Origin of the sequence: Stenotrophomonas sp. PS02297 (genome assembly GCF_029959705.1) — a bacterium.
Lineage (GTDB): Bacteria > Pseudomonadota > Gammaproteobacteria > Xanthomonadales > Xanthomonadaceae > Stenotrophomonas > Stenotrophomonas nitritireducens.
This window is the reverse complement of the sequence record NZ_JASCOS010000001.1, coordinates 13,135-37,985: the sequence shown is the minus strand read 5'-3', so window position 1 is coordinate 37,985 and position 24,851 is coordinate 13,135. Positions and strand designations below refer to the sequence as shown.

The 24,851-nt window shown below is 69.2% G+C and carries 26 protein-coding genes; 12 read left to right on the top strand and 14 right to left on the bottom strand.

Annotation, left to right across the window (positions count from 1 at the left end; translation table 11 throughout):
* Positions 1 to 30 precede the first annotated feature (30 nt).
* Positions 31 to 1,038: an N-acetylornithine carbamoyltransferase gene (locus tag QMX80_RS00190; protein ID WP_055769508.1), complete on the bottom strand. Its 1,008-nt coding sequence runs from the start codon at positions 1,036 to 1,038 to the stop codon at positions 31 to 33.
* Between the two features lie 304 nt (positions 1,039 to 1,342).
* A complete protein-coding gene (locus QMX80_RS00185; protein ID WP_055769510.1) occupies positions 1,343 to 1,897 on the bottom strand; it encodes a hypothetical protein in 555 nt (184 codons plus the stop codon).
* 172 nt (positions 1,898 to 2,069) lie between these two features.
* Here QMX80_RS00185 and cysS point away from each other — a divergent pair, with 172 nt between their 5' ends.
* The 3 genes from cysS (at position 2,070) to QMX80_RS00170 (ending at position 5,392) form a co-directional block, all read left to right on the top strand.
* Positions 2,070 to 3,437, top strand: a complete 1,368-nt coding sequence (cysS, locus tag QMX80_RS00180) for a cysteine--tRNA ligase (RefSeq protein WP_282274487.1) — start codon at positions 2,070 to 2,072, stop codon at positions 3,435 to 3,437.
* Between the two features lie 273 nt (positions 3,438 to 3,710).
* Positions 3,711 to 4,151 (top strand): SufE family protein, encoded by a 441-nt coding sequence (locus QMX80_RS00175; protein WP_055769514.1) that lies wholly within the window; start codon positions 3,711 to 3,713, stop codon positions 4,149 to 4,151.
* A 32-nt stretch (positions 4,152 to 4,183) separates the two neighbouring features.
* The gene (locus QMX80_RS00170) at positions 4,184 to 5,392 is read left to right on the top strand and encodes an MFS transporter (protein ID WP_282274575.1); all 1,209 of its coding nucleotides are present in this window, start codon (positions 4,184 to 4,186) and stop codon (positions 5,390 to 5,392) included.
* On the opposite strand, the gene QMX80_RS00165 is transcribed toward QMX80_RS00170, so the two are convergent.
* Positions 5,337 to 6,230 (bottom strand): DUF72 domain-containing protein, encoded by an 894-nt coding sequence (locus QMX80_RS00165; protein ID WP_282274486.1) that lies wholly within the window; start codon positions 6,228 to 6,230, stop codon positions 5,337 to 5,339. The genes QMX80_RS00170 and QMX80_RS00165 overlap by 56 nt on opposite strands.
* Positions 6,231 to 6,365: 135 nt before the next feature.
* Positions 6,366 to 7,463, bottom strand: coding sequence for an RNA polymerase-binding protein DksA (gene dksA / locus QMX80_RS00160; protein ID WP_282274485.1), 1,098 nt, complete (start codon positions 7,461 to 7,463; stop codon positions 6,366 to 6,368).
* 260 nt (positions 7,464 to 7,723) lie between these two features.
* On the opposite strand from dksA, the gene yidD reads away from it, so the two are divergent.
* Genes yidD through QMX80_RS00145 form a run of 3 tightly spaced genes read left to right on the top strand, consistent with a single transcriptional unit; the run spans position 7,724 to position 10,195 of the window.
* Positions 7,724 to 7,996: a membrane protein insertion efficiency factor YidD gene (yidD, locus tag QMX80_RS00155; RefSeq protein WP_152984273.1), complete on the top strand. Its 273-nt coding sequence runs from the start codon at positions 7,724 to 7,726 to the stop codon at positions 7,994 to 7,996.
* Between the two features lies 1 nt (position 7,997).
* Entirely contained in the window at positions 7,998 to 9,344 is a 1,347-nt protein-coding gene (locus tag QMX80_RS00150; protein ID WP_282274483.1) for a dihydroorotase, read from the top strand.
* Complete coding sequence (locus QMX80_RS00145) at positions 9,344 to 10,195, top strand: peptidoglycan DD-metalloendopeptidase family protein (protein WP_282274480.1); 852 nt, start codon at positions 9,344 to 9,346, stop codon at positions 10,193 to 10,195. The genes QMX80_RS00150 and QMX80_RS00145 overlap by 1 nt, the downstream gene beginning before the upstream one ends.
* Positions 10,196 to 10,475: 280 nt before the next feature.
* Here the strand turns inward: QMX80_RS00145 and QMX80_RS00140 are convergent, their stop codons facing one another.
* The gene (locus QMX80_RS00140) at positions 10,476 to 11,165 is read right to left on the bottom strand and encodes a squalene/phytoene synthase family protein (RefSeq protein WP_282274476.1); all 690 of its coding nucleotides are present in this window, start codon (positions 11,163 to 11,165) and stop codon (positions 10,476 to 10,478) included.
* Positions 11,166 to 11,442: 277 nt separating this feature from the next.
* Between QMX80_RS00140 and QMX80_RS00135 the strand changes: the two genes are divergently transcribed.
* From QMX80_RS00135 to QMX80_RS00125, 3 genes are all read left to right on the top strand, one after another.
* A complete protein-coding gene (locus QMX80_RS00135) occupies positions 11,443 to 11,877 on the top strand; it encodes a hypothetical protein (protein WP_282274474.1) in 435 nt (144 codons plus the stop codon).
* Positions 11,878 to 12,088: 211 nt separating this feature from the next.
* Positions 12,089 to 12,436 (top strand): AprI/Inh family metalloprotease inhibitor, encoded by a 348-nt coding sequence (locus QMX80_RS00130; RefSeq protein ID WP_282274471.1) that lies wholly within the window; start codon positions 12,089 to 12,091, stop codon positions 12,434 to 12,436.
* Positions 12,437 to 12,500: 64 nt separating this feature from the next.
* Positions 12,501 to 13,064 carry a hypothetical protein gene (locus tag QMX80_RS00125; RefSeq protein ID WP_282274469.1) on the top strand — a complete coding sequence of 188 codons (564 nt, stop codon included), beginning with the start codon at positions 12,501 to 12,503 and terminating at the stop codon, positions 13,062 to 13,064.
* Between the two features lie 129 nt (positions 13,065 to 13,193).
* On the opposite strand, the gene QMX80_RS00120 is transcribed toward QMX80_RS00125, so the two are convergent.
* On the bottom strand, positions 13,194 to 14,063 hold the full coding sequence (locus QMX80_RS00120) for an AraC family transcriptional regulator (RefSeq protein ID WP_282274467.1): 870 nt from the start codon (positions 14,061 to 14,063) through the stop codon (positions 13,194 to 13,196).
* An 87-nt stretch (positions 14,064 to 14,150) separates the two neighbouring features.
* On the opposite strand from QMX80_RS00120, the gene QMX80_RS00115 reads away from it, so the two are divergent.
* Positions 14,151 to 14,603, top strand: coding sequence for a DUF6265 family protein (locus QMX80_RS00115; RefSeq protein ID WP_282274465.1), 453 nt, complete (start codon positions 14,151 to 14,153; stop codon positions 14,601 to 14,603).
* 25 nt (positions 14,604 to 14,628) lie between these two features.
* Here QMX80_RS00115 and QMX80_RS00110 read toward each other — a convergent pair whose 3' ends face one another.
* The 5 genes from QMX80_RS00110 to efp are packed head-to-tail and all read right to left on the bottom strand — an operon-like array spanning position 14,629 to position 18,656.
* Positions 14,629 to 15,315, bottom strand: coding sequence for a phosphoglycolate phosphatase (locus tag QMX80_RS00110; RefSeq protein WP_055770338.1), 687 nt, complete (start codon positions 15,313 to 15,315; stop codon positions 14,629 to 14,631).
* Complete coding sequence (ubiG, locus tag QMX80_RS00105; protein ID WP_282274463.1) at positions 15,312 to 16,034, bottom strand: bifunctional 2-polyprenyl-6-hydroxyphenol methylase/3-demethylubiquinol 3-O-methyltransferase UbiG; 723 nt, start codon at positions 16,032 to 16,034, stop codon at positions 15,312 to 15,314. Before ubiG ends, QMX80_RS00110 begins: the two co-directional genes overlap by 4 nt.
* A gap of 29 nt (positions 16,035 to 16,063) precedes the next feature.
* The gene (locus QMX80_RS00100) at positions 16,064 to 17,407 is read right to left on the bottom strand and encodes a TRZ/ATZ family hydrolase (RefSeq protein WP_282274461.1); all 1,344 of its coding nucleotides are present in this window, start codon (positions 17,405 to 17,407) and stop codon (positions 16,064 to 16,066) included.
* A gap of 39 nt (positions 17,408 to 17,446) precedes the next feature.
* Positions 17,447 to 18,085, bottom strand: a complete 639-nt coding sequence (locus tag QMX80_RS00095; protein ID WP_282274459.1) for a TMEM175 family protein — start codon at positions 18,083 to 18,085, stop codon at positions 17,447 to 17,449.
* Between the two features lie 4 nt (positions 18,086 to 18,089).
* On the bottom strand, positions 18,090 to 18,656 hold the full coding sequence (efp, locus tag QMX80_RS00090) for an elongation factor P (protein ID WP_055769548.1): 567 nt from the start codon (positions 18,654 to 18,656) through the stop codon (positions 18,090 to 18,092).
* Positions 18,657 to 18,757: 101 nt separating this feature from the next.
* Here efp and epmB point away from each other — a divergent pair, with 101 nt between their 5' ends.
* Entirely contained in the window at positions 18,758 to 19,789 is a 1,032-nt protein-coding gene (gene epmB, locus QMX80_RS00085; protein WP_282274455.1) for an EF-P beta-lysylation protein EpmB, read from the top strand.
* 188 nt (positions 19,790 to 19,977) lie between these two features.
* Here epmB and QMX80_RS00080 read toward each other — a convergent pair whose 3' ends face one another.
* From QMX80_RS00080 to QMX80_RS00070, 3 genes are all read right to left on the bottom strand, one after another.
* Positions 19,978 to 22,119 (bottom strand): EAL domain-containing protein, encoded by a 2,142-nt coding sequence (locus QMX80_RS00080; protein ID WP_055769552.1) that lies wholly within the window; start codon positions 22,117 to 22,119, stop codon positions 19,978 to 19,980.
* Positions 22,116 to 23,003 carry a phosphate/phosphite/phosphonate ABC transporter substrate-binding protein gene (locus QMX80_RS00075; RefSeq protein ID WP_235504301.1) on the bottom strand — a complete coding sequence of 296 codons (888 nt, stop codon included), beginning with the start codon at positions 23,001 to 23,003 and terminating at the stop codon, positions 22,116 to 22,118. The genes QMX80_RS00080 and QMX80_RS00075 overlap by 4 nt, the downstream gene beginning before the upstream one ends.
* A 93-nt stretch (positions 23,004 to 23,096) precedes the next feature.
* Positions 23,097 to 23,852, bottom strand: coding sequence for an RNA methyltransferase (locus QMX80_RS00070; protein ID WP_055769555.1), 756 nt, complete (start codon positions 23,850 to 23,852; stop codon positions 23,097 to 23,099).
* A gap of 120 nt (positions 23,853 to 23,972) precedes the next feature.
* Between QMX80_RS00070 and QMX80_RS00065 the strand changes: the two genes are divergently transcribed.
* The gene (locus QMX80_RS00065) at positions 23,973 to 24,800 is read left to right on the top strand and encodes an inositol monophosphatase family protein (RefSeq protein ID WP_054665011.1); all 828 of its coding nucleotides are present in this window, start codon (positions 23,973 to 23,975) and stop codon (positions 24,798 to 24,800) included.
* The last annotated feature ends 51 nt before the right edge of the window (positions 24,801 to 24,851 follow it).

The window sequence follows — 24,851 nt, the reverse complement described above, 5'->3', positions numbered from 1 at the left end:
GATACGGGGGAAAGGGAAACGACGGGGGAATCAGCGGACCAGCGCGGCCATGATCGCCTTCTGCACGTGCAGGCGGTTCTCGGCCTCGTCGATGGCGATGCACTGCGGCGAATCCATCACCCCGTCGGTGGCCTTGACGTTGCGGCGCAGCGGCAGGCAGTGCGAGAACACGCCGTTGTTGGTCAGCGCCATCTTGGCCTCGTCGACGATGAAGTGCTTGTACTGGTCGCGGATGGGCTTTTCCGGCGCCCAGTTGCCGAAGTACGGCAGCGCGCCCCAGCTCTTGGCGTAGACCACGTCGGCGCCGCGGTAGGCACTGGCGATATCGTGGCTGACGGCCAGCGAACCGCCGCTCTCGGCCACGTTCTGCTGCGCCCAGCCCATGTAGCGCTCGTCGAGGATGTACTGCTCGTCCGGGCACAGCAGGGTCACGTCCATGCCCAGGCGGGTGGCGATGGTCAGCGCCGAGTTGGCCACGGCGGTGTTCAGCGGCTTGGGGTGGTAGGTCCAGGTCAGCACGTACTTCTTGCCGCGCAGGTCGCTGGTACCGAAGTGCTCCTGCAGCGCCAGCGCATGCGCCAGTTCCTGGCAGGGATGGGTGATGGTCTCCATGTTGATGACCGGCACCGGCGAGTACTTCGCGAACGCCTTGAGCACGACATCCTGGCGGTCGTACTGCCAGTCCACGAATTTCGGGAACGCGCGCACGCCGATCATGTCCACGTAACGGCCCAGCACCCTGGCCACTTCGGCGATGTGCTCCTCGGTGTCGCCATCCATCACCGTGCCCAGGTCGAACTCGATCGGCCACGCGTCCTTGCCCGGCTGCAGCACGATGGCATGGCCGCCCAGCTGGAACGCACCCAGCTCGAAGCTGGTACGGGTGCGCATGGAGGGATTGAAGAACACCAGGGCGATGGATTTGCCCTTGAGGTCATCGCCCAGCTTGTTGCGCTTGAACAACGCGGCCTGGGTCAGCAGCGCATCGAGTTCGGCGCGGCTCCAGTCCTGGGTGTTCAAGAAGTGCTTCACAGACATCGATCCATCCTTTGCTGCTGCGGGAGCCACCGTTGCCGGTGGCGGTATGCGCGGACGCGCGGCTCATTGCAGTTGAAACTTTCGCGGAACAGAAACGAAAAAACCCAGCCTGGGCTGGGTTTTCCGAACAGACAGCACGAAGCTCCGGCTTACCCAGCGAATATGTGGGATTCCGGTCGGCGGGCACGCGACGTCATGCCGGAAGCCATCCGGGCGGTGCTGGTTTCGTGCTGGAAGCTGTTCGCTTTCATCGCCGGAGATGGTCGCACGCGTCCCGGTGGCACGCAAGTGCCGCGACGCAACATCATGGATTCGCCGGCCCCTGCTCCGGGCCCTCGCCCAGCTCGGGGGTGATCGACACCCGCAGCTTCAGGCGGTTGCCGGGGTCTTCGGGCAGGCGCGAGCGGTACTTGACGCCCTTGTAGACGTAATCCACGTCATAGGCGATGGGCCGGCGGAACTCGCGGCCGACCTCGATGATGCGGCACTCCGGGGTAAGCAGCGCGCCGTTGCCAGCGGCATTCGCGCGGCGCGCCTCGTCGGCCTCGTCCTCCCCGCCCTGGTGGCTGAAAATGCCCTTCACCGAATCCCAGAAGCGGCGGAAGCCGCCCTTCTCCTCCTCGCCCTTGACCTCGACCGGCGCCAGCGTGAGCGTGGAGACCGGCTCGCAGTGTTCCTCGGTACGGGTGGCGCGCAGGGTCTGGAACACCGGCTCGACGTTGAGCACCTGCGCATAGTCGTAACGCACGTTCTCGACGACGGCCACGCGGTTGCGCAGATCGGGGCTCTGCGCCCCGGCCGGCACGGCGGAGACGGCCAGCAGGCACGCGATGGACAGCGACACGGGAGCGCGCTTCATCGACACTTCAACGGGGACGGATGATGGATGACCACCGATATAGTGTAGGCAGCGCGAAGGACGGAGGCTGAACATTACCCGTCCGCCGTCCCGCTGCCCAGCCCGGGCGTGCCCGCCCTGCCCCGGCCCGCTAGAATTACCGGTTCTGCTTACCCCACCCACGGCACGCCCCATGGCCCTGCACCTGTACAACACCCTGACCCGGCAGCTGGAGCCGTTCGCCCCGCTGGATGCCGCCGCCCCGACCATGTACGTGTGCGGCCCGACCGTCTACAACTACGTGCACATCGGCAATGCCCGCGGCCCGGTGGTGTTCGGCGTGCTCGCCGGCCTGCTGCGGCGGCGTTACGGCGCCCTGCGCTACGCCCGCAACATCACCGACGTCGACGACAAGATCAACGCCGCGGCGCGCGAACAGGGCGTGCAGATCTCGGCCATCACCGACCGTTTCGCCGCCGCCTACCGGGAGGACATGGCCGCGCTGGGCGTGGCCCCGCCGGACATCGAGCCCGAAGCCACCGCCCACATCCCGCAGATCGTCGCCATGATCGGGCGGCTGATCGAGGCCGGCCACGCCTATGCCGCCGACGGCCACGTGCTGTTCGCGGTCAACACCTTCGATGGCTATGGCAGGCTCTCGCGCCGCGACCCGGACGAAATGCTGGCCGGCGCCCGCGTCGAGGTCGCTCCGTACAAGCGCGATGCCGGCGATTTCGTGCTGTGGAAGCCGTCCAGCGACGATCTGCCCGGCTGGGAGTCGCCCTGGGGCCGCGGCCGCCCGGGCTGGCACATCGAATGCTCGGCGATGGCCGCCGCCCACCTGGGCGAGACCATCGACATCCATGCCGGCGGCGTGGACCTGCAGTTCCCGCACCACGAGAACGAGATCGCGCAGAGCGAATGCGCCCATGACGGCCGCACGTTCGCCCGTTTCTGGCTGCACAACGGCATGCTCAACTTCGGCGGCGCCAAGATGAGCAAGTCGCTGGGCAACATCGAACGCGTGCACGACCTGGTGCGCCAGCACCCGCCCGAAGCGCTGCGCTACGCGCTGATGTCGGCCCACTACCGGCAGCCGCTGGACTGGTCCGATGCGCTGATCGAGCAGTCCGTGCGCACCCTGGACCGGCTCTACGGCACCTTGCGCGACCTGGGCGACATCCCGGCCGAAGCTGCCATCCCGGCCGCGGTGGAAGCGGCGCTGGAGGATGACCTCAACACGCCGCTGGCGCTGGCCGAAGTGGCCCGCATCGCCGGTGAAGCGCGCAAGGCCGAAAGCGCGGACGACAAGGCGCGCCTGAAAAGCGAACTGCTGGGCGCGGGCCTGGCGCTGGGCCTGCTGCAGCAGGCGCCGGCAGCCTGGTTCGGCCGCGGTGCGGACGCCGGCGACGATGCCCGCATCCAGGCGTTGATCGACGAGCGCATCGCCGCCAAGCAAGCCCGCGACTTCGCCCGCGCCGACGCCATCCGCGACCAGCTCGCCGCCGAGGACATCGTGCTGGAAGACACGCCGCAGGGCGTGCGCTGGAAGCGTGGCTGATGCCCTCCATCTCCTTCCGGGAGACGGCGACGCCGCCCGAAGGATGAGGCAATGGATGCTGCCGAATACAGGCGCCCCGCTCGCGAGGCAGGATGCCGAAGCGGACGGCGAAACCGGCCCGAAGGGCGTGCTGCAGGAGCGGCACGCAAGGGACGGATCAGGGCCCGGGTGAAGCTTCGTGCAACAAAATGACATGCGGGCTTCGCCCCCTATTCCCGCCCCAACCCCTCTCCCCGAGGGAGAGGGACTTGCAGCAACAACACAAGAACCACGATGACCGACTCCCCCTTCCCCCTCGAAGCCACCGCCGCCGAAGCGCAGGCCGCGATCGCCGACGAGTTCGCCTTCTTCGGCGACTGGTCCGAGCGCTACCAGTACCTGATCGATCTCGGCCGCAAGCTGCCGGCCTTCCCCGATGAGTGGAAGACCGAAGAACATCGCCTGCTTGGCTGCCAGTCGATGGTCTGGATCGTGCCGGAAGGCAATGCCGACCGGCTGGTGTTCCACGCCATCAGCGACTCGGCCATCGTCTCCGGCCTGATCTACCTGGCACTGCGCGTCTATTCCGGCCGCCCGGCGGCCGAGATCCTGGCCACCGAACCTGACTACGTCGCCGCCATCGGCCTGGCCCGGCATCTGTCGCCGACCCGCAGCAACGGGCTGGCGGCGATGCTGTCCTTCATCCGCGACACCGCGCGGTCGCAGCCGCAGTGACCACCGGCGCCGCCGATGCCGGCACGGGCGCGCTGCTGCGCCAGGCCGGCTTCGTGCAACTGCTGGCCTATCGCATCACCGCGATGCTGTCCTACCAGATCGTCGCGGTCACGGTGGGCTGGCACATCTACGAGATCACCCGCAATCCATTCTCGCTGGGCCTGGTCGGCCTGGCCGAAGTGCTGCCCTACTTCTGCGTGGCGCCGTTCGCCGGCTATCTGGTGGACCACCTGCCGCGCCGCCGGCTGGGCATGGTCGCCGGCCTCGGGCTGGTCGCCACCGCCGCCATCCTCTGCGCAGTCGCGCTGGGCGGGTTGCCGTTCCGGGGCGTGTGGCCGATCTACCTGGCCGTCGCGTTGACCGGCATGGTCCGCGCCTTCCTGTCGCCGATCTACAACGCGCTGTTCGCGCGCGTGCTGGCGCGCGGGCAGTACGCGCGCGGCGCCGGCTTCGGCAGCGTGGTGTTCCAGGCCGGCATGGTGATCGGACCGGCGCTGGGCGGCCTGCTGGTCGGCTGGGGCGGCAAGGGGCTGGCCTATGCCGTGGCCGCAGCGATGGCGCTGCTGGCCGTGATCGCGCTGGCCATGCTGCGGGTGCAGGAAGCGCCGCCGCCGCAGACCCGCGCGCCGATCTTCGCCAGCATCGCCGAGGGCGCGCGCTTCGTGCTGTCCACGCCGGTGATGCTCGGCGCCATGGCGCTGGACATGTTCTCGGTACTGCTCGGCGGCGTGGTGGCGATGCTGCCGGCCTTCATCCAGGAAATCCTGCACTACGGCCCGGAAGGACTGGGCATCCTGCGCGCGGCGCCGGCGCTGGGATCGGTCTGCGTGGGCCTGTGGCTGGCCCGCCACCCGCTGCACCGCAACGCCGGCCGCGTGCTGTTGTATGCGGTGGCCGGCTTCGGCCTGTGCGTGATCGGTTTCGGCCTGTCGCGCAGCTTCTGGCTGTCGGCGGCGATCCTGCTGTTCTACGGCGCTTTCGACGGCGTATCGGTGGTGGTGCGCTCGACCATCCTGCAGCTGGCCACGCCCGACGAGATGCGCGGCCGGGTGTCGTCCATCAACGGCATCTTCATCAGTTCGTCCAACGAGCTGGGCGCCTTCTACGCCGGCAGCATGGCGCGGCTGCTGGGCCTGGTGCCCGCGGTGGTGATCGGCGGCTGCGCGGTGCTGGGCGTGGCTGGCGTCACCGCGTGGAAGAATCCGACCCTGCGGCGGTTGAACCTGCGCGACCTGCAGTAGTCCAGAACAGCGCCGGCTGCGGCGCGTGCAGTTCCGGCAAGCCCGGCAGGCGCCCACGCAACAATGCGTGGAAGCGCAGTGCCTGTTCGGCGGCGAGATGGTTGTCCGGAGTATGCAGGAACACGTACGGCGCAAGTCCCCGTTCGATCCAGCCGGCAACGCGCTCGACCCATGGCAGCAGCCAAGGCTGGTTGGCCTCCAGGTCCGGCCCACCGATGAAACGGACCTGCGGGCTGTTGCTGAAGGCCGCCGCGCGGACAGGCAGGCGCGGCTTCTTCGACTGCGCGTGCCGCACGGCCGGATCGTCGGCGGCGCAGGCGAACAGCGCGCGCGAATCCAGGCAGATACGCTCCACGCCGAGCGCGTGCAGCAGGCGGTTGAGCGCGCGCTCTTCCCCGCCCCGTGCGAAGAACGCCGGGTGACGCACCTCCACGGCCACATCGCGCCCGGCGACGTGCTCCAGCCATGTGCCCAGTTCATCCAGCCGCTCCGGGCCGAAACGGGCGGGCAACTGCAGCCACAACGGCGCGACGCGGGGGCCGAGCGGTGCGAGCAGTTCCAGGAAATCCGTGGTGGCCTGCAGGCGTCCGCGCAGGTCGCCTTCGTGGCTGATGTCGCGCGGCAGCTTGGCGCAGAAGCGGAACTCCGCCGGCATCGTCTCCGCCCAGCGCAACACCGTCGCGGCCGCCGGCCGGGCATGGAAGGTGGTGTTGCCCTCCACCGCGTTGAAGGTGCGCACGTAGCCGCCAAGACTTCCGCCCGGCCGCGGGCCACCGCCGCGCCAGGCCGGCGTGTTCCCGGACGGGCAACCGAGGCGATAGGGCAACGGGGGCGGCATGTTCCTCAAGGTGGAGCGGACGGATCGAAAACAGGTCCCCAGCCCATGCATCGGGCCGGGAATGACGGCCATGGGCCGCGGAAACGAAAAGCCCCGCGCATGGCGGGGCTTTCCGGGATCACGAAGTACCGGACCTCAATCGCCCTGCTGCTTCTGCAGGTGCTCCCAGCGCTCCTGCGCATCGATGGTGCGCTCGGCGGTGAGGCGCGCCTCCAGTCGATCCAGGCCGATCTCCTCGCCCGTATCCACGCAGTAACCGTAATCACCGGCTTCCAGGCGCTTGAGCGTGCTGTCGATCTTGCCGATCAGCTTGCGGTAGCGGTCACGGGTACGCAGTTCCAGCGAGTTCTCGGTCTCGCGGGTGGCACGCTCGGCTTCGTCGCCGATGTCGCGCACTTCCTCGCGCAGGTTCTCGATGGTCTGCTTGGATTCCTCGACCAGGTCGGCGCGCCAGTTCTGCAGGCGCTGGCGGAAGTACTCCTGCTGCAGCGGGCTCATGTACTCCTCGTCCGACGAGGGTTTGTAGCCGGCCGGCAGAATCGGGCGGCCGGTCGCCTCGTCGGTCTTGTACTCGACCACCTTGTGCTTGCTGCGCGGGGCCGGGGCGGCCGAGCGTGCGGTTACGGCGACGGCGACCTTGCCGACCGGGCGGACGGCAGCGGGGGCAGCGGACTTGACGACGGTCTTTGCGGGGGTTTTCGAAACAGGCACGGGATTCTTGGATTGCGGGGCCTTGGGCGCCGGAGCCGGTGCCTTGGCCGCCGGCGCGGAGGCCGGGGCTGGAACCGTCTTGGCGACTACGGCCGGGACAGGCTTGGCCGGAACCGGCTTGGCGGCCGGTTTCGGTACGGACTTGACGACGGGTTTGCTGACCGGGGACTTGGAAGCCTTGACTGCAGTCTTTTCGGCAGCCTTCTTGACCACCGGCTTGACAGGCTTGGCGGCCTTGACCACCTTGGCCACCGGAGCGGCCACCTTCTTCGCCGGGGCCTTGCTGGCGGCCACCTTCTTGACGGGAGCCTTCTTGACCGCGGCCTTCTTGGCGGGCGTTGCCTGCTTGGCCGGTGCCTTCTTGGCCACCACCTTCTTGGCAGGCGCCTTCTTCGCAGCCGGCTTGGCGGCCTTGGCTACCGGTTTCTTGACCACCGGCTTCGGCGCCGCCTTCTTGACTGCAGGTTTGGCGATTTTCTTGGCGACCTTGACGGCCTTTTTTGCAGGTTTTTTAGCAGCCACGAAACGCTCTTCCTTGTTTCCCCCGGGGCCCGGGAAAGCGGGCCTTTATAGCCTACCCGACCAGCAGCGGCAACCGCGCCGACCGCCCCGACATGAACGGATGCCCGATCGGCCCGTGAGCGGCCCGGCGGCACCGCCGGATCGTCCCGCGCAGTTCGGAACGTGACCAGGCACGACCGGCGTACCCGGTGGGCGGAAGGCATCTGGAGTCCACCCGCCGCCCGTCCGGCATCGTGCGACAAATCCTTGGGCAATGCCAGCTGGCTTATCATCCAAGGGTGATCGGCCGACTCCTCATCGCCCTGCTGCGCTTCTACAAGCGCTTCATCAGCCCCCTGCTGGGGCCGCGCTGCCGCTTTGTCCCCAGTTGCTCCGAGTATTCGATGGACGCGATCCGCATACACGGTCCGTTGCGGGGCTGCTGGCTTACGCTGCGCCGGCTGGGCCGCTGCCATCCGTTGCACCCCGGCGGCTTCGATCCGGTTCCGGGAAAGGCCGACGCCCCCTCTTGCCGCTGCACAGGAAAACACTGACATGTCCTCCACGCTCATCACCAATGCCCGCATGGTCAACGAGGGCCGTACCTTCGACGGCGACCTGCGCATCGAGAACGGCCGCATCGCGCAGATCGGCAGCGGGCTGGCGCCGCGCGCCGGCGAGGAAGTGGTCGATGCCGCCGGCCGCTGGCTGCTGCCGGGCATGATCGACGACCAGGTGCACTTCCGCGAACCCGGCCTGACCCACAAGGGCGACATCGCCAGTGAATCAGCTGCCGCGGTGGCCGGCGGCCTGACCAGCTTCATGGACATGCCCAACACCAACCCGCCGACGCTGGATTCGACCATCCTCGAAGCCAAGTACGAACTGGCCAAGGGCCGCGCCTGGGCCAACTACGGCTTCTACCACGGCGCCAGCAACGACAACCTGGAAGCCATCCGCGTGCTCGACCCGAAGAAGGCGCCGGGGGTGAAGGTGTTCATGGGCGCCTCGACCGGCAACATGCTGGTGGACAACCCGGAAACGCTGGACGCGATCTTCCGCGACTGCCCGACGCCGATCATCACGCACTGCGAAGACACGCCGATGATCGACGCCAACCTGAAGGCGTTCCAGGAAAAGTACGGCGACGCGCTGACCCCGGACATGCACCCGGACATCCGCTCGCGCGAGGCCTGCATCAAGTCCACCCGGCTGGCGATGTCGCTGGCGAAAAAGCACGGCACCCGCCTGCACGTGCTGCACATCTCCACCGCCGACGAGCTGGCGCTGTTCGAGAAGGGCCCGTTGATCCGCGCCGACGGCAGCCGCAAGCAGATCACCGCCGAGACCTGCGTGCACTTCCTGCATTTCGCGCGCCCGGACTATGCGACCAAGGGCAACCTGATCAAGTGCAACCCGGCGATCAAGGACGTGGCCGACCGCGAGGCGATCACCGCCGCGCTGGCCGATGACGTGCTCGACGTGCTGGCCACCGACCACGCCCCGCATACCTGGGAAGAGAAGCAGAAGCCCTACGCCCAGGCACCGTCCGGCCTGCCGCTGGTGCAGTACGCGCTGGTTGCCGCGCTGGAGCGCGTGCACGAAGGCAAGCTGACCCGCGAACAGGTGGTGCAGAAATTCGCCCATGCCCCGGCACAGTTGTTCGACGTGGAGGAGCGCGGCTTCCTGCGCGAGGGCTACTTCGCCGACCTGGTGCTGGTCGAGGACGTGCCGTTCACGGTCAAGCGCGAGGACGTGCTGTCCAAGTGCGGCTGGTCGCCGTTCGAGGGCACCACCTTCCGCTCGCGCATTGCCTCCACCTGGGTCAACGGCCAGCAGGTATGGGACGGCAGCAAGCTGGTGGGCGCACCGGCCGGCCAGCGCATGACCTACGACCGTTGATGCGTTCGGTCCTGATGATGGGTGCGCTGCTGCTGGCAGCGCCCCTGCTCGCCGCCCTGCCCGCGCAGGCCCAGGATGGCATCGGCAACCTGCTCGACAACCGCGTCGTATTCCCTGCCAGTGCATCGCAGGGCGCGATGGTGATCGGCAAGGTGCCGGCTGGCAGCACGGTCCGCTATGCGGGCCGGCAGCTGCGGGTCAGCAGCTACGGCAGTGTGGTATTCGGCATCGGCCGTGACGAGAAAGGCCCGCTGCAGGTACAGGTGCAGCGCCCCGATGGCGGCAGCGAGAACGTTTCGATTGCAGTGACTGCGCGTGACTGGCCGGTGGAACGGGTCAACGGCGTGCCGCCAAAGACGGTGAATCCGCCACCGGCCATCGCCGAGCGCATCGCCCGTGAGCAGGCGCAGGTGACCGAATCGCGCAAACGCGACGACAACCGCACCGACTTCACCCAGACCTTCATCTGGCCGGTACAGGGCCGCATCAGCGGCCGCTTCGGCAATGCCCGCGTCTACAACGGCCAGCCCGGCGCCGGCCATTCGGGCATGGACATCGCCGCGCCGGCCGGCACGCCGGTGAAGGCGCCCGCCGCCGGCATCGTCACCTTCGCCAACCCGGACCTCTACCTGACCGGCGGCACCCTGGTGCTCGACCATGGCTTCGGCATCAGTTCCAACTTCCTGCACCTGTCGCGCATCGACGTGAAGGTCGGCGACCGCATCGAGCAGGGCCAGGTGATCGCCGCGGTCGGTGCCACCGGGCGCGCGACCGGGCCGCATCTGCATTGGGGGATGAACTGGTTCGATGTGCGGATTGATCCGCTGTTGGTGCTGGAGCGCGGAAAGTAGTCGCAGGCGCGCACTGCGGTGCGCACCGAAGCTGTACCGGTGAAACCGGCAACAGAGATTCTCCGCAAAGTAACGCCAAGGGTGCAAAAAACCGCCTGGAGCGGTTCTTTACCTCGCCTGTCGATGGCCTGAAGGGTTGCCGCCTGCAAGGCGGCAACATAAACACCGACCTGGTTTTCCTTCGCGCCTTGGCGTTCCTTGCGGACTGTTCCTGCAGGAATGCGCCATCGCGCACCGAACCGCGCTGTTGCGGACTACGTGCCAATGTCCTGCCGGCAAATCAGCCGCGCGCGGCCCACCAACCGCGCCACAGCAGCCCGGCCGGGCTCGGCTGGTAATCACCGCCGCGCAGGCGTGCCTGCAAACGACCACGCGCCAGCACCGCATAGAGCCTGCGCGGACGCGGCCCGGCCACCCGCGCCGGCCAGCGTGCGAGCAGGGCCTGCTGCCATTCGCGTTCGCCACCACTACCCGCCGGCACTGCCGCGCCCCCCAGGTCCTGCATCCGCTGCGCCAGCATCTGGGTCAGCACCGCGTCGCCGGCCTCCGGCGACAGAGGCGCATCGAACAGCGCCGCTTCCACCGCCGCCACCGCGGCTGCCAGGCGCTGCAGCGAACGGCGCGCCTGTTCCGGGTCGGCGATGGCGTCGCGGGCTTCGATCAGGTCCGGCAGCGCCTCCGCCAGTTGCCCCCAGGGCGCCCGCACCGGTTCCAGCACCCGGCCCAGCGGATGCCGCGAACGCTGCCCGGCCCAGCTGCGCAGTTCCTCGCTCCACCAACCGAGCTTGGCATTGGCCGGCAAGGGGTCGCCGGCGGTGTTGAGCATGTCGTCGAACTCCTGCAGCAGCGCGAACCACGCCACGGTGCGGCGATGCAGCTCCGGCGCGACGAAACGGTCCACCAGCGACCACTCGGGCCAGCGCTCGCGCCATTTGTCCAGGAAGCCTTCCAGCGAATCAGATCCAGTCATGGGCATATTGTAAGAATCTGGGCGCGCGCCGTCTCCCGGCGACCGGCCGGAACGCCGGTTCCAGCAGGCATGTCAGTCGCCGGCCGGTTTCCGTGTTCATTGCCAGTGACGGCAATCCGGCCGCCGCCCACTGGAAGGCACCATGTCCCTGCGCTCCCGCCGTCACGCCCGGGGCTCCCGCCCGCGAACGGCTCCGCCATCCGTCTCGTCCGATTCATCCGTGCAGGCCCGCGCTCGCAGTCACGCCGATGCAGGCAGGCCGGCAACCGCCGTTGTCATGGCGCTCGCACGCGGCTTGCTGTGTGCCGGGCTGATCATCCTCCTGCCAAGCGCGTGCACGCCTCCCGCTGCGGACGTGCCCGCTTCCGCGACACCGCCACCGGCGCTTCCTGCCGGCAGCCATGAAGTAGCCGGCCGGACCCTGACGCTGCGCCTGCCCTACCGCAGCGCCGACGGAAAGCTGTGGGTAGCGGCGCAACGCACGGCAGATACCGCCCCTTTCTTCTTCCGCAGCCTCGACGTGGAACCGCATGCCGGCCCGCAAGGAACGGACCTGGCCATCTTCGTCTATGAAGCCGATGGCCCCGGCACCGCCACGCTGGAATTCGAGCTGGTGCCGGCGGGCAAGACACGGGTTGGCCCCGCGGGCGCCCCATATCTGCACGACGGGCCACCCGCCGCCCGCTACACCGCAACCGTCACCGCCCGTTGAACCTCCCCACAGCAGACGCAGGCCGCCCCTCATGAATCCATATCGATGCCCCCTTCTCCCCCGGCGCCTCCATGCACGCGCCGCGCTTTGGGCCTGCCTTGCCCTGGCCGCCCCGCTGGCAGGTTGCTGGAGCGAAACCGCGAGCGGTCCCGCCGCTTCCCCATCGGGCCCCACGGCGCCGCCAGCTCCCGCCGCGACTCCGCCGGTTACCGTGGACGACGGCCTTTCCGCCGCGCCCGATCCGTGGACAAGCCGGCTGCAGGGCCGCTACGTGCTCTGGGAGGATTTCGAAGGCGGCCGTGTCTGCAGAATCACCCTCACCGACCAGCGCACCATCGGCGGCTATGCGGTGACCGCCGACGACGCCTGCCTCCGCGAACTCGCCATTCCCGATGACATATTCGCCTGGTTCATCAATGCCGATGGCTGGCTGGTGCTGATCGACGTCACCCGCAAGCCGCTGTTGCGGATGGAGCCTTCACCGTCCGGCGGCGACTTCTACGCGCAGCGCAGCGACCAGCAACAGGAAAACCTCGTCCTCTCCGCGGACGACCGATGAGCGCCACCTCCCGCCACTCCACCAATGGCTGGCGCCCGTGCCGGCGCATGGACGCAGCATGCGCATGATCCGCAGCCCCTCATCCTGGCCCGCAGGCCTGCTTGCCGCGATCACGCCCGGCCTGCCGGCGCCTCCCTCCCGCATCGGCGGGCCGGCAAGCAGCCTGACCCTCGCGCCGCCGGCCATGGCAACCAACCTGCCGCAGCGCAGCAGCCATGCCGATCTGATGCGCGTGCCCGGGCCGGTGCGGCAATTCTCCGCCGCTTCGCTCAGCAACAACCCGGTGCTGAGCACGGGCACGACGAAGATGGATTTCCGCCCCATGCTCGAAAACCCGCAGGCACTGCCGAACATCGCGCTGACGTTGCAGGGCCTGCCGGATCTGGTCGAAGTCCGCCAGCAGGCGCTGGAAACCACCCAGGCCATGCAGGGAATGCTCCTGCGCAACCAACTGTCCTACCGCCTCGGGCCGGCTGCCTGCAGCGACGCGCCACGCTGCGCACGGGTCGCCGCTGCCGGCAGCAACTGCTTGGGCGCGCAGGCGATTTCCCGCGCCAACACTGAAGAATCACCGCGTAGCTCACCGGCCAGGTCGGCCGCGCATTCAGTCCCCGCTTCCACAGCCTGATCGACGCCTCCAGGGCGCGCGCCGCGCGAGCGCGGATGCTGCAGGCCGCCGCGGATCGAGTTGCCGCGCGGCAGACGCTGATGGCGAAGCGCCCGCGCGCATCCGGCGATCCGCGGGACCGCCGGCGCGTCAATCCGCCCGGCGCGGCCTCGGCGTGCCAGGCCGGTTGCTGGCGCCACGCACGAAAGCAGCGGCCAGCCGCAGTGCGTCGTCGCCGCCCCTGTCGCCGCGCAGGGCGCGCACCAACCGGGCCGGCGTGATGCCGGTCCAACTGAGCAGATCGTGCGTGGCATGCGCCTGGTCGCTGTAACCGTGGCGCGCGGCGGCATCGGCGATATCCGCCGCTTCGGCATCCAGCGTATGCAGCAAGGCCCGCAGCCGGCGCACGCGCGCGTATTCCTTCGGCGTCATGCCTACCGCCGCGAGAAAGCGCGGCTGCAAAGTGCGCAGGCCGACGCCGAGCCGCCGTGCCAGTTCGGCGATGCGCAGGTCGCCGTCCACCGCGTCGAGCATCGCCACGGCCCGCTCGATCAGCGTGTCCGCCGCGAAACCGGCGCAACGCTCCCGCAGCAATCGCCATAGCGGTTCCGGCGATTGCGTGGCGACATGGGCCTGCATGGCATCGCGGAAGCGGGCGGCGAATGGCGGATCCAGCGTGAACAGGTCGGGCGCGTGGTCGCGCAGCCCGGGCAACCGCGCGCCGGCCACCAGTGCGCTGCTCGCCGGCATCAGCCGTACGCCGATGCACAACACCGGCCCCGCCGCCTGCAGACGGATCGGGCCAAGCTGCTGGGCGGCGAAGCAGAACGGCTGGTCGGAGCGGACCTGCCCATCCGCACCGTGGAAGCGCAGCGGCACGCCCAGCTCGGCCAGCAGTTCGCAGCAGCCGTCCGGGTAGATGACCTGCACCTCGTCGCCGGGCGTCTCGTCGCGCAGCACCCACAGGCACTGCACATGGCGCTGCAGGTCGGGCGGCGGCGGATGCTCGATGTAATCCATGCGCCATCGAACCCCGCGCTGCGCATTTTTACAAGCGCCGCGGCGGGGGCACGGCTAGCCTGCGGCCATCCACAGGGGAGACGGAACATGTTGAAGGCAGGAATCGTGCTGGGTACCGGCATGGCGGTGGCGACCGGGACGGCCGCCGCGGGCGAGTTCGACTGGCTGGCGGGCCAATGGTGCGGCGGCGGCGGGGAGCGGAAGATCGAGGAGGTCTGGCTGCCGGAAGCCGGCGGCGCGCTGCTGGGCATGTCGCGCACGGTCCGCGGCGGCGGTACCGAGTCGTTCGAGTTCATGCGCCTGGTGCCCGCGGGCCAGGACGCCGGCTTCCACGTCCAGCCCAATGGCGTGGCACCCACCGTGTTCGCCATCGCCGACCGCGGCGAGGGCTGGGTGGTCTTCGCGAACCCGGCGCACGACTTCCCCGACCGCATCGAGTACCGGCGCGACGGCGCAGGGTTGCGGGCATCCATCTCGGGGCCCGGAGAGGACGGGAAGACGCTGGAAATCCCGTTCGCCTACCACCGCTGCGGCGGTTGACCGGCGGGCCCGCGGCCCTGCGATTTCAGCGCAGGCCGCGCGGCCACGGCCAGGCGGCCGGCTCCAGCAGCGAGGCCGGCGTGGCCGCCATCACGTCGGCCTGCCACAGCGCCGGATCGTCGCCATCCGGGCGGTAGCCCCACAGCGCCGCGACCGATGGCATGGCGGCCGCGCGCGCGGCCTGGATGTCGCGCTCGTCGTCGCCGACATAGACGCATTGTTCCGGCGTCGCGCCGATCCGCTGCGCGGCCACCTGCAACGGCAGCGGATGCGGCTTGCGTTCGGCCAGGGTATCGCCGCCGATCAGCACCGCGCAGCGCTGCTCCCAGCCCAGCTGCGGCACGATCAGCCGCGCCAGGTATTCGGGCTTGTTGGTGACGATGCCCCAGCGGCTGCCCGCCTGTTCCAGCGCCTGCAGCATGCCGGGAATACCGTCGAACAGCCGCGCATGGCGGCCGATCAGCGACTGGTAGACATCGAGGAACTCGGGCACCAGCGCATGGCGCTCGCTTTCGGCCATCTGCGGGAAAGCCACCGCCAGCATCGCCCGCGACCCCTTGGACACCACCGGGCGCAGCCGCTCGGCGGTCAGGGCGTCCATGCCGCGCGCCTGGCGCATGGCGTTGGCGGTGACGACGAAATCCGGCGCGGTATCGAGCAGGGTGCCGTCCAGGTCGAACAGCACCACCGGCGGGAACGCGGCCACGGTCAGGCCTGTTCCGGCTTGACCGCGAAGGCCAGGTAGTTGATGTCGGTGCGGCGGCTGAGCCGCGCGCGGTTGCGCCACGGTTCGTAGGCCATGCCGCTGACGTCCTGCAGCTGCAAGCCGGACTGGCGCAGCCAGGCGCCCAGCTCGGCCGGCCGGATGAATTCCTGGTAATGGTGCGTGCCCCTGGGCAGCAGCCGGGCGATGTATTCGGCACCGACCACCGCCACCGCGAACGCGGCCGGGGTGCGGTTGATCGTGGACAGGAACAGCTTGCCGCCGGGGCGCAGCAGGCGCTGGCAGGCGGCGATGATCGCGCCCGGGTCCGGCACGTGCTCCAGCATCTCCATGCAGGTCACCACGTCGAACGCGCCCGGCTGCTCGGCGGCCAGGTCCTCGGCGGCCTGCACCCGGTAGTCGACCTGCACGCCGGATTCCAGCCCGTGCAGGCGCGCGACCTTGACCAGTTCCGGCGCAAGGTCGATCGCGGTGACCTGCGCGCCCTCCTTCGCCAGCGCCTCGCTCAGCAGGCCGCCGCCGCAGCCGATGTCGAGCACCTTGGCCCCGCGCAGCGCGGCGCGCCCGGCCACGTATTGCAGGCGCACCGGATTGAGCGCGTGCAGCGGCTTCTGCGGGCCGTCGGCATCCCACCAGCGGTTGGCCAGCGCGGCGAACTTGTCCAGTTCGGCCTGATCGAAGTTGTTGGAGGTCGGTGCTGCGGTCATTGCGTAATCCTCGTGAAGCCGCCGCGCGCTCAGGCGCGGATGGAACGGATGCGGTCGCGCCACTGGCGGGCATTGGCGGTGATCGCCGCCACGTCCATGCCGACCAGTTCGCGCTGCACCAGCTTGGGCTGGCCGGCGATCCACACGTCGCTGACCTGGTGGCGGCCGGCGGCATAGACCAGCTGCGATAGCACATGGTGCAGCGGCTGGGTCTCCAGCGCCGACAGGTCCACGCAGGCCAGGTCGGCCTGCTTGCCGACCTCGATCGAACCGATCCTGTCGCCGAAGCCCAGCGCACGCGCGCCGCCCAGCGTAGACGCGCGCAGCGTGGTCGCCGCGTCCAGCGCGGTGGCGTCGTTGGCCACGGCCTTGGCCAGGATCGCCGTGGTGCGGTTCTCGCTGAACATGTCCAGGTCGTTGTTGCTGGCGCAGCCGTCGGTGCCGATGGCCAGGTTGACGCCCGCGCGCACCAGCGCGCAGGCCGGGCAGAAGCCCGAGGCCAGCTTCAGGTTCGACTCCGGGCAATGCACCACGTGCACGCCGCGTTCGGCGCACAGGTGGATCTCGGCGTCGGTGAGCTGGGTCATGTGCACCGCGATCAGGCGGTCGTTGACCAGGCCCAGGCGGTCCAGCCGCGCCAGCGGGCGCTGGCCGTGCAGCCTGATCGAGTCGCTGACTTCCTGCGCGGTCTCGTGGGTGTGCAGATGCACCGGGATGTCGAGCTGGTCGGACAGCATCCGCACCCGCTCGAAATTGGCGTCGTTGACCGTATACGGCGCATGCGGCGCGAACGCGGTGCCGATCAGCGCATCGCCGCGCCACTGGTCGTGCAGGTCGGTCGCGCGCGCGAAGTATTCGTCGTCGGTTTTCGCCCAGGCGCTGGGGAAATCGATGATCACCGAACCCACCAGCGCGCGGAAACCGTGCTTCTTGTATACGGCGGCCTGCACGTCGGCGAAGAAGTAGTTCTCGTTGGCGCAGGTGGTGCCGCCGCGCAGCATCTCGGCGATCGCCAGGGTGGTGCCGTCGGCGACGAACTCCGGGCCGATCACCGCCGCTTCCACCGGCCAGATATGCTCGCGCAGCCAGGTCATCAGCGGCAGGTCGTCGGCGATGCCGCGCAGCAGGGTCATCGGGTTGTGGGTGTGGGCATTGACCAGGCCGGGGATCAGCGCCGATTCCGGGCGGGACACCACTTCCCGGGCCTGGAAGCGCGCGCGCGCCTCGGCGCGCGGCAGCACCGCCACGATCTCGCCGCCGCGGATCGCCACCGCGTGGTCTTCCAGCACCACCGCGTGCGGCTCGACCGGGACCACGTAGCCGGCTTCGATCAGGAGGTCGCAGCCGAGCGCTGCCGTTTCATGGATTGTCATTGCAAAGCTTCCTTCCGGGGCCGGCCTTCCGTCGCGCGCTCAATCGCCGCCGGCGAGGATGCGCCGCCTGGCGAGGGTGGACAGCGGGAAAATCAGCACGAATACCAATACCGCCCACTTCCCCGGGACGAACAGGCCCAGCGGAACGGCGGAGGAAAAGACCAGCAGCGGGATCAGCCCGCGCGTCAGCAGCAGCCGCGCCTGCGCCGGGCCGAGCCGGGCGCGCAGGTCTTCCTGCTGCACCACCGTGCGCCGGACCAGCCAGGAAAACAGCGAGATGCCGGTGAGCACCAGCGCATAGACGAGGAAATGCTCCGATACCTGGCGCGTGGCGAACGGCATCAGCACGACGAAGAACAGCTGCAGCAGGGCCAGCCACACCACCTTGCCGTTGACTCGCCGCACATGCTTCCAGGTGAGCATGTGGCCCACCCAGAACAGCCCGGTCACGAAGAAGCTGATGAGGTAGGACACCAGCAGGCCCAGGGTCTGGCCCCAGGCCTGGTCCGCGCCCACCCGCTCGATCAGCTCGCCGCCCGGCAGGCGCAGTTCGATCGCCAGCAGGGTGATGACGATGGCGAACACCGCGTCGCAGAAATTCACCACCCGCTCATGCGGAAACCGGTCCTCGCGGACCGGTTCCTCGACAGCCTGCTCGACGCGGGCGGGTTCGTGCATGGACTTACTTGACGCGCGCGGAGTATTCGCCGGAGCGGGTATCGACGCGGATCACTTCGTCCTGGTTGACGAACAGCGGCACGCGTACCACCGCGCCGGTTTCCAGGGTGGCCGGCTTGCCGCCGCCGCCGGAAGTGTCGCCGCGCACGCCCGGGTCGGTCTCGGTGATCTTCAGCTCGACGAAGTTCGGCGGGGTGACGTCGATCGGCGCGCCATTCCACAGGGTGACCACGCAGGACTCCTCGCCCTTGAGCCACTTCTCGGCGCCGTTCATGCCGGCCTTGTCGGCCTGCACCTGCTCGAAGGTTTCCGGGTCCATGAAGTGCCAGTACTCGCCGTCGCTGTACATGTAGTTCATGTCGGTATCGACGACGTCGGCGGCATCGACCGAGTCGGTCGACTTCATGGTCACTTCCTGGGTGCGGCCGTCCTTGATCAGGCGGTACTTCACGCGGGTGAACGCCTGGCCCTTGCCCGGCTTGACGTACTCGGTGTCGATGATGACCGCCGGTTGGTTGTTGACCAGGATCTTCATCCCGTTCTTTACGTCGTTCATGCCGTAGCTGGCCATGCTGGAACTCCTGATAAGTGGCAAAACCGGCGCGCGCAGGGCGGCCGGATTAGAATGGAACGCCCGCCATCGAAGGCGGGCATCTGTTTTTCTGGTCGCCCATGATAACCGCAGCCCTCGCCCCCGCTCTACAGGAAGCCCCCTCCCTCTTGCCCGCCGACCGCTGGCAGGCGCACTGGCGGCAGGCGATCCGCGACCCGGCCGAGCTGCTGGCCGGGCTGGGGCTGGAGCCCGCCGACCTCGGCGTGTCGGCGCAGGCGCTGGCGCAGTTCCCGCTGCGGGTGCCGCGCGGGTTCGCCGCGCGCATGCGCCCGGGCGACCCGGCCGACCCGCTGCTGCGGCAGGTGCTGCCGGTCGACGCCGAGATGCGGGTGGTGCCGGGGTTCAGTTTCGACGCGGTCGGCGACGGCGCGGCGAAGAAGGCCACCGGCGTGATCCAGAAATACCGCGGCCGCGCCCTGCTGGTGGCCACCGGCAGCTGCGCGATCAACTGCCGCTACTGCTTCCGCCGCCATTTCGACTATGCCGGCGAGAACGCCGCCCGCGGCGGGTGGGAGGAAGCGGTGGCGGCCATCGCCGCGGACCCGTCGATCGACGAGGTGATCCTGTCCGGCGGCGACCCGCTGTCGCTGGCCACCGCCAAGCTGGCCGAGCTGACCGAGGCGCTGGCCGCCATTCCCCACCTCAAGCGCCTGCGTATCCACAGCCGCCTGCCGGTGGTGCTGCCCGAACGCGTGGACAAGGAACTGGCGCGCTGGCTGGCCGGCCTGCCGTGGCCGTTGGCCTTCGTGATCCACGCCAACCACGCCAACGAGTTCGATGCCGGCGTCGATGCCGCCCTCGCCCGCCTGCGCGGCGCCGGTGCGCAGCTGCTCAACCAGGCCGTGCTGCTGCGCGGGGTCAACGACGACATCGACGCCCTGGCCGCCCTGAGCGAGCGCAGCTTCGCCGCCGGCGTGCTGCCCTATTACCTGCACCAGCTGGACCGGGTGCAGGGCGTGGCCCATTTCGAGGTCGACGATGCGCGCGCGCTGGAGCTGCACACGGCGCTGGGCGCGCGCCTGTCCGGCTACCTGGTGCCGAAGCTGGTGCGCGAGATCGCCGGCGATACCGGCAAGCGGCCGCTGGCCTGAGCCGTAGAGCAGGGCCAAACCCTGCTGGAGCTTTACCGGGAACGCCTCGCCGGGCTCGGCCCGGCGCTACAAAACGCCGCACCCCGATTGTGTAGAGCGGGGCAACGCCCCGCTGACGCTCCCCGGGAACGCCCCGTCGGGCGCGGCCCCGCGCGCTCTACCCCGGCCATTTGCTCCGGGACGCGGCGTCAGGACGGACTCGGCGCGGCATCCACCAGCCGCACCAGATCTTCCGAATCCAGCGGCCGGGCGAACCAGTAGCCCTGCACCAGATCGCAGCCGCGCTGGCTGAGCAGTTCGAACTGGGCCTGCTGCTCGACGCCTTCGGCGACCACGGTGATGCCCAGCGCATGGGCCATCGCGATGATCGCCGTGGTCAGGGCCAGATCGTCCGGGTCGCGCTGCAGGTCGGCGACGAAGCTCTTGTCGATCTTGACCCCGTCCACCGGCACCTGCCGCAGGTGGCTCAGCCCGGAAAAGCCGGTGCCGAAGTCGTCCAGCCACACCTTCACCCCGGTGCGGTGCAGTTTCTCCAGCAGCGAGGCGGCCAGCATCTCGTCGCCGATCACCGCGGTCTCGGTCAGCTCCAGGTGCAGGCGCGAGGCGGCCAGCCCGGAGGCGTGCAGGCACTGCTCCACGGCGGCGACGAGATCGCCGCTGCGCAACTGCCGCGGCGACACGTTGACCGACACGAACAGCTCCTCGCCCGCCGCGTTGCAGGGCCATTCCCGGGCCTGCTGGCAGGCGATGCGCAGCACCTTCGGCCCCAGCGTCTGGATCAGGCCGCTCTGCTCGGCGATGTCGATGAACATCGATGGCGGGATCGCCCCCAGCACCGGATGCTGCCAGCGCAGCAGCGCCTCCACGCCGACCAGCATGCGGTCCATGCTGCGGAAGATCGGCTGATAGACCAGATGCAGCTCGCCGCGCTCCCAGGCGCCACGCAGCTCCTGCTCCAGGTGCAGGCGCCGCTCGACGGCATGGTCCAGCGCCCGGCTGTAGTAGCGGAAGCAGCTCTTGCCGGCCAGCTTGGCCTGGTACATGGCAATGTCGCCGTTCTTCAGCAGGCCGGTGGCGTCGGCCGCATCCTCCGGGAACAGGGTGATGCCGATCGAGCTGCCGAGGAAGATCTCCCGCCCCTGTACCTGCAGCGGGTGTCCCAGGTCGGCCACCAGCCGTTTGGCCAGGGCGGTGGCCATCTCCTCCACCCGGCCGGCCTCGCTGCCGATCAGGATCACGAACTCGTCGCCGCCGAAACGGGCCAGCAGCGCCTCGTCGCCGCCATCCTGCTCCACCGCCGCGGCGATGCGCTGGGCGAACTGCAGCAGCGCGTCGTCCCCCGCCTCGTGGCCGAGCGTGTCGTTGACCCGCTTGAACTCGTCGATGTCGATGAACAGCAGCGCCAGCCCCTGGCCCGACGCGCGCGCGCCGAGCAGCCGGTGATCCAGCGCCTCGCGGAAGGCCAGGCGGTTGGTCAGCCCGGTCAGCGAGTCGGTATAGGCCATCTGCCGCACTTCGCGGTCATGCCGGGCGATGCTCTGGCCCATGCGCCCGAAGGTGCGCAGCAGCTCGCCGATCTCGTCGCCGCGGCGCGTATCCTGCTGCTCGACCTGGTAATCGCCGGCCTCGATGCGGCGCGCGGCGGCGCCCAGCCAGCGGATCGGCCGTACCAGCGTGCGCTGCACGTACAGCGCCATCAGGCAGGCGAAGCCGACCAGGGCCACCATCATCAGTCCGCCCCAGGCCAGCTGCCGGCGGTTGGCCTGGCCCATGCGCTGTTCCAGCACCGCCCTCGCCTCGGCTTCCTGCGCACGGACCGGCGCCAGGTCCATGCCCAGCCGCAGCCCGCCGATGCGCTGCTCACCGATACGCAGCGGCAGATCCACCTCCAGCACCATCGGCGATTCCTGCATCCGCAGCTTCTCGGCGCCGATCGCGCCCTGCGCCAGCGGGTCCTGCATCTGCCGGCCATAGCCGGCGACCTCGATGGAGCCGTCGTGGATCAACCGGCCTTCGGCGTCGTGCACCAGCACATAACTGACCGATTTCTGGCTGGCGGTGCTGCGTACCAGCGCGCCGATCGCGTCCAGGTCCGAAAAATAGAGCGGATTGACCAGTGCCTCGGCCAGCGAGGTGGCCAATGACGTGCCCTGCTCGCGCACGCTGTGGTCGAACACCTGGCTGACCACGCCGCCGCTGGCCTGCAGCAGCTCGCGCTGGGCGGCCGCCTGCCGCGCCAGCAGCACCGCGACGATCGCGATCACCACCAGCACCGCACCGCCGGCCACGCACAGGAAACGGGCCTGCAACCCGAACCGCGGCCGCTTCATTCCACCTCCATGCGGACCCGGCCCAGCCCGGTACGCAGCCGGTCGAGCGCCCGCTGGCTGGACGGATCCAGGCGATGGAACGCGGTGGTGCCGAAGAATTTGCGCAGCGCCGGCCCCGCCTGCGGGTCGCTGCTGGCTTCCAGCAGCACTTCCTGCAGGCGCGCCCGGACCGCCGGATCCAGGTCCGGCCGCACCATTTCCACCGCCCGCGGCACGTCCTCGCTTTCGTACAGCACCCGCATGTCGCGCCGGAACACCGCCGGCACGCGCCGCTCGTCGAGCCAGTCGACATTGCTGACCACTCCGGCGTCGACCACCCGCTTGTGCACGAAGGTGGAGATGTTCAGTTCCGAACGCGCGAACACATAGCCCACCGTGTCGGCGGTAGGCGTGTCCTGCGGCGTCAACAGGATTTCCGGGCGGACCCCATGGGCAAGAAGCTCCATCACCGGAACCAGATAGGAACTGGTGGACCAGGTGCTCTGCATCGCCAGGGTGCGTCCCTTCAGCTCCTCCAGCGTGTTGATCGGGCTGTCACGGCGGACGAAGAACACACTATGGTAGGCCGCCACCCCGCCTCTTTCGGTCAGCAGCAGGGGCTCGGCGCCGCTGCGCTGGCGCAGCGCCATGGCGGTGCCGGAGGTCTCCGTCACCCAGTCCACGCGTCCCCGCCGCAGGTAGCTGGCCATCTGCTGCATGTCCTTGGCCATGAGGATGCGGCCCTCGACGATCCCCACGTCGCGCATCCTCGGAACCACGTAATCCAGCAGCGGCTTGAGCTGTTCGTAATGCGACTTCGGATCGTCGCTGAGGCGCCCCAGCACCAGGACCGAACGCTCGGCTGCCGCCCCCACGGCGGGCAGCGCCACGGACAACACCAGCACGGCTCCCCAAAGCCATTTTGAAACACGCAAACCGGCGCTCCCCCACAGAGTGTCCGCACAGACTATCCGAAAAAACCCCGGATGACGGATGTCTCAGTTTTGCCGTTCGTTCGCCAGCCGCGCCATGCGCTGCGCATCAGACAGGATCCCGCGCAGCAGGCGGACTTCCTGCTCGGACAGGTCGGCCTTCATGAACAGCCGGCGCAGCTTGCGCATCGCCGATTCCGGGGCGCGGCCCTTGTGGAAGTCGATCTGGTCCAGGGTGTCGCCGAACTGCCCGAACAGGCCTTCCAGCTGCGCGTGGCTGGCCGGCGCCTCGCCATACCCCTGCTCGACCGCCGGCGCGGCCTGGCCTTCCAGCTGCGCCATGCGCACCTCGTAGGCCAGCACCTGGATCGCCGCGGCCAGATTCAAGGAGCTGAATTCCGGATCGGAGGGGATATGCACGGCGAGATGGCACAGCTGCAGCTCGTCGTTGGTCAGGCCGGTGCGCTCGCGGCCGAACACGAAGGCGACCTCCGCCGGCTCGGCGGCCCTGGCCACGGCGCGCTGGCCGGCGACCTCAGGCAGCAGTTCCTCCAGCTGCACCCGGCGCGAACGCGCCGTGCAGCCCAGCACCAGCCGGCAATCGGCCACCGCCTCGGCCAGAGTGGCGAACACCGGGGCGTCGCCGAGCACGTCCTCGGCGCCGGCCGAGCGCCGGTAGGCGACATCGTCCAGCGGCTGCTCGGGCGCCACCAGCACCAGCTTCGACAATCCCATGGTCTTCATCGCCCGCGCCGCCGCGCCGATGTTGCCGGGATGCTGGGTGCCGACCAGGACGAAACGGATGCGGGCGGAAGCGGACATGGCGAAAAAAGTCAGGAGCGGGACAGCCGCAGATGGTAAACTGCGCGGCCGGCCCGTGCGCCGGAAACGCTCTTTTCCTCCGCCAATCCGACCCATTCGCCTTCACGGGAGCCCTTCACCATGCAGAAACCCGCCGTCACCGTCATGGTCAAGGCCGCACGCCTCGCCGGCAACGTCCTGTTGCGCAACATCAACAAGCTCGAAGCGCTGAACGTGGTGCAGAAGGGCCGGATGGACTACGCCAGCGAAGTCGACGGCGATGCCGAGAAGGTCATCGTCAAGGAGCTCAAGCGCGCCTACCCGGACTACGGCATCTATGGCGAGGAAGGCGGCCTGCAGGGCAACGGCCGCCAGATGTGGGTGATCGACCCGCTGGACGGCACCAGCAACTACCTGCGCGGCTTCCCGCACTACTGCGTGTCCATCGCCCTGGTCGAGAATGGCGAACCCACCGACGCGGTGATCTTCGACCCGCTGCGCAACGAACTGTTCACCGCCTCCAAGGGCGCCGGCGCCGTGCTCAACGACCGCCGCATCCGCGTGGCCGAGCGCAAGGACCTGGAAGGTACGATGATCCACACCGGCTTCGCCCCGCGCGAGCGCGCCCGTGCCGGCAGCCAGCTCAAGACCGTGGACACCCTGCTGGTGCAGGCCGAGGACATCCGCCGCACCGGCTCGGCCGCGCTGGACCTGGCCTACGTGGCCTGCGGCCGCGCCGATGCCTACTTCGAGGCGGGCGTGAAGGCATGGGACATCGCCGCCGGCGTGCTGCTGGTGCGCGAGGCCGGCGGCAAGGTCTGCAATTACCGCGGCGCCACGCTGGCGCGCATGGACGACAAGGGCCCGGAGACCCAACAGGTGGTGGCCGGCAACCTGAAGGTGTGCGAGGCGCTGCAGAAGGTGATCGTCAACACCGGCCACGCTGCGGAATTTGATCCGAAGTTCTGACCCGGAACTTTCCCGCGATCCCGGACGGCGCCTGCGAGGGCGCCGTTTCTG

Coding starts and splice junctions, on each gene's coding strand:
- QMX80_RS00190 (WP_055769508.1), bottom strand. CDS start 1,038: ATGTCTGTGAAGCACTTCTTGAACACCCAGGACTGGAGCCGCGCCGAA.
- QMX80_RS00185 (WP_055769510.1), bottom strand. CDS start 1,897: ATGAAGCGCGCTCCCGTGTCGCTGTCCATCGCGTGCCTGCTGGCCGTC.
- cysS (WP_282274487.1), top strand. CDS start 2,070: ATGGCCCTGCACCTGTACAACACCCTGACCCGGCAGCTGGAGCCGTTC.
- QMX80_RS00175 (WP_055769514.1), top strand. CDS start 3,711: ATGACCGACTCCCCCTTCCCCCTCGAAGCCACCGCCGCCGAAGCGCAG.
- QMX80_RS00165 (WP_282274486.1), bottom strand. CDS start 6,230: ATGCCGCCCCCGTTGCCCTATCGCCTCGGTTGCCCGTCCGGGAACACG.
- QMX80_RS00150 (WP_282274483.1), top strand. CDS start 7,998: ATGTCCTCCACGCTCATCACCAATGCCCGCATGGTCAACGAGGGCCGT.
- QMX80_RS00145 (WP_282274480.1), top strand. CDS start 9,344: ATGCGTTCGGTCCTGATGATGGGTGCGCTGCTGCTGGCAGCGCCCCTG.
- QMX80_RS00140 (WP_282274476.1), bottom strand. CDS start 11,165: ATGACTGGATCTGATTCGCTGGAAGGCTTCCTGGACAAATGGCGCGAG.
- QMX80_RS00135 (WP_282274474.1), top strand. CDS start 11,443: ATGGCGCTCGCACGCGGCTTGCTGTGTGCCGGGCTGATCATCCTCCTG.
- QMX80_RS00125 (WP_282274469.1), top strand. CDS start 12,501: ATGATCCGCAGCCCCTCATCCTGGCCCGCAGGCCTGCTTGCCGCGATC.
- QMX80_RS00120 (WP_282274467.1), bottom strand. CDS start 14,063: ATGGATTACATCGAGCATCCGCCGCCGCCCGACCTGCAGCGCCATGTG.
- QMX80_RS00115 (WP_282274465.1), top strand. CDS start 14,151: ATGTTGAAGGCAGGAATCGTGCTGGGTACCGGCATGGCGGTGGCGACC.
- ubiG (WP_282274463.1), bottom strand. CDS start 16,034: ATGACCGCAGCACCGACCTCCAACAACTTCGATCAGGCCGAACTGGAC.
- QMX80_RS00100 (WP_282274461.1), bottom strand. CDS start 17,407: ATGACAATCCATGAAACGGCAGCGCTCGGCTGCGACCTCCTGATCGAA.
- QMX80_RS00095 (WP_282274459.1), bottom strand. CDS start 18,085: ATGCACGAACCCGCCCGCGTCGAGCAGGCTGTCGAGGAACCGGTCCGC.
- efp (WP_055769548.1), bottom strand. CDS start 18,656: ATGGCCAGCTACGGCATGAACGACGTAAAGAACGGGATGAAGATCCTG.
- epmB (WP_282274455.1), top strand. CDS start 18,758: ATGATAACCGCAGCCCTCGCCCCCGCTCTACAGGAAGCCCCCTCCCTC.
- QMX80_RS00080 (WP_055769552.1), bottom strand. CDS start 22,119: ATGAAGCGGCCGCGGTTCGGGTTGCAGGCCCGTTTCCTGTGCGTGGCC.
- QMX80_RS00070 (WP_055769555.1), bottom strand. CDS start 23,852: ATGTCCGCTTCCGCCCGCATCCGTTTCGTCCTGGTCGGCACCCAGCAT.
- QMX80_RS00065 (WP_054665011.1), top strand. CDS start 23,973: ATGCAGAAACCCGCCGTCACCGTCATGGTCAAGGCCGCACGCCTCGCC.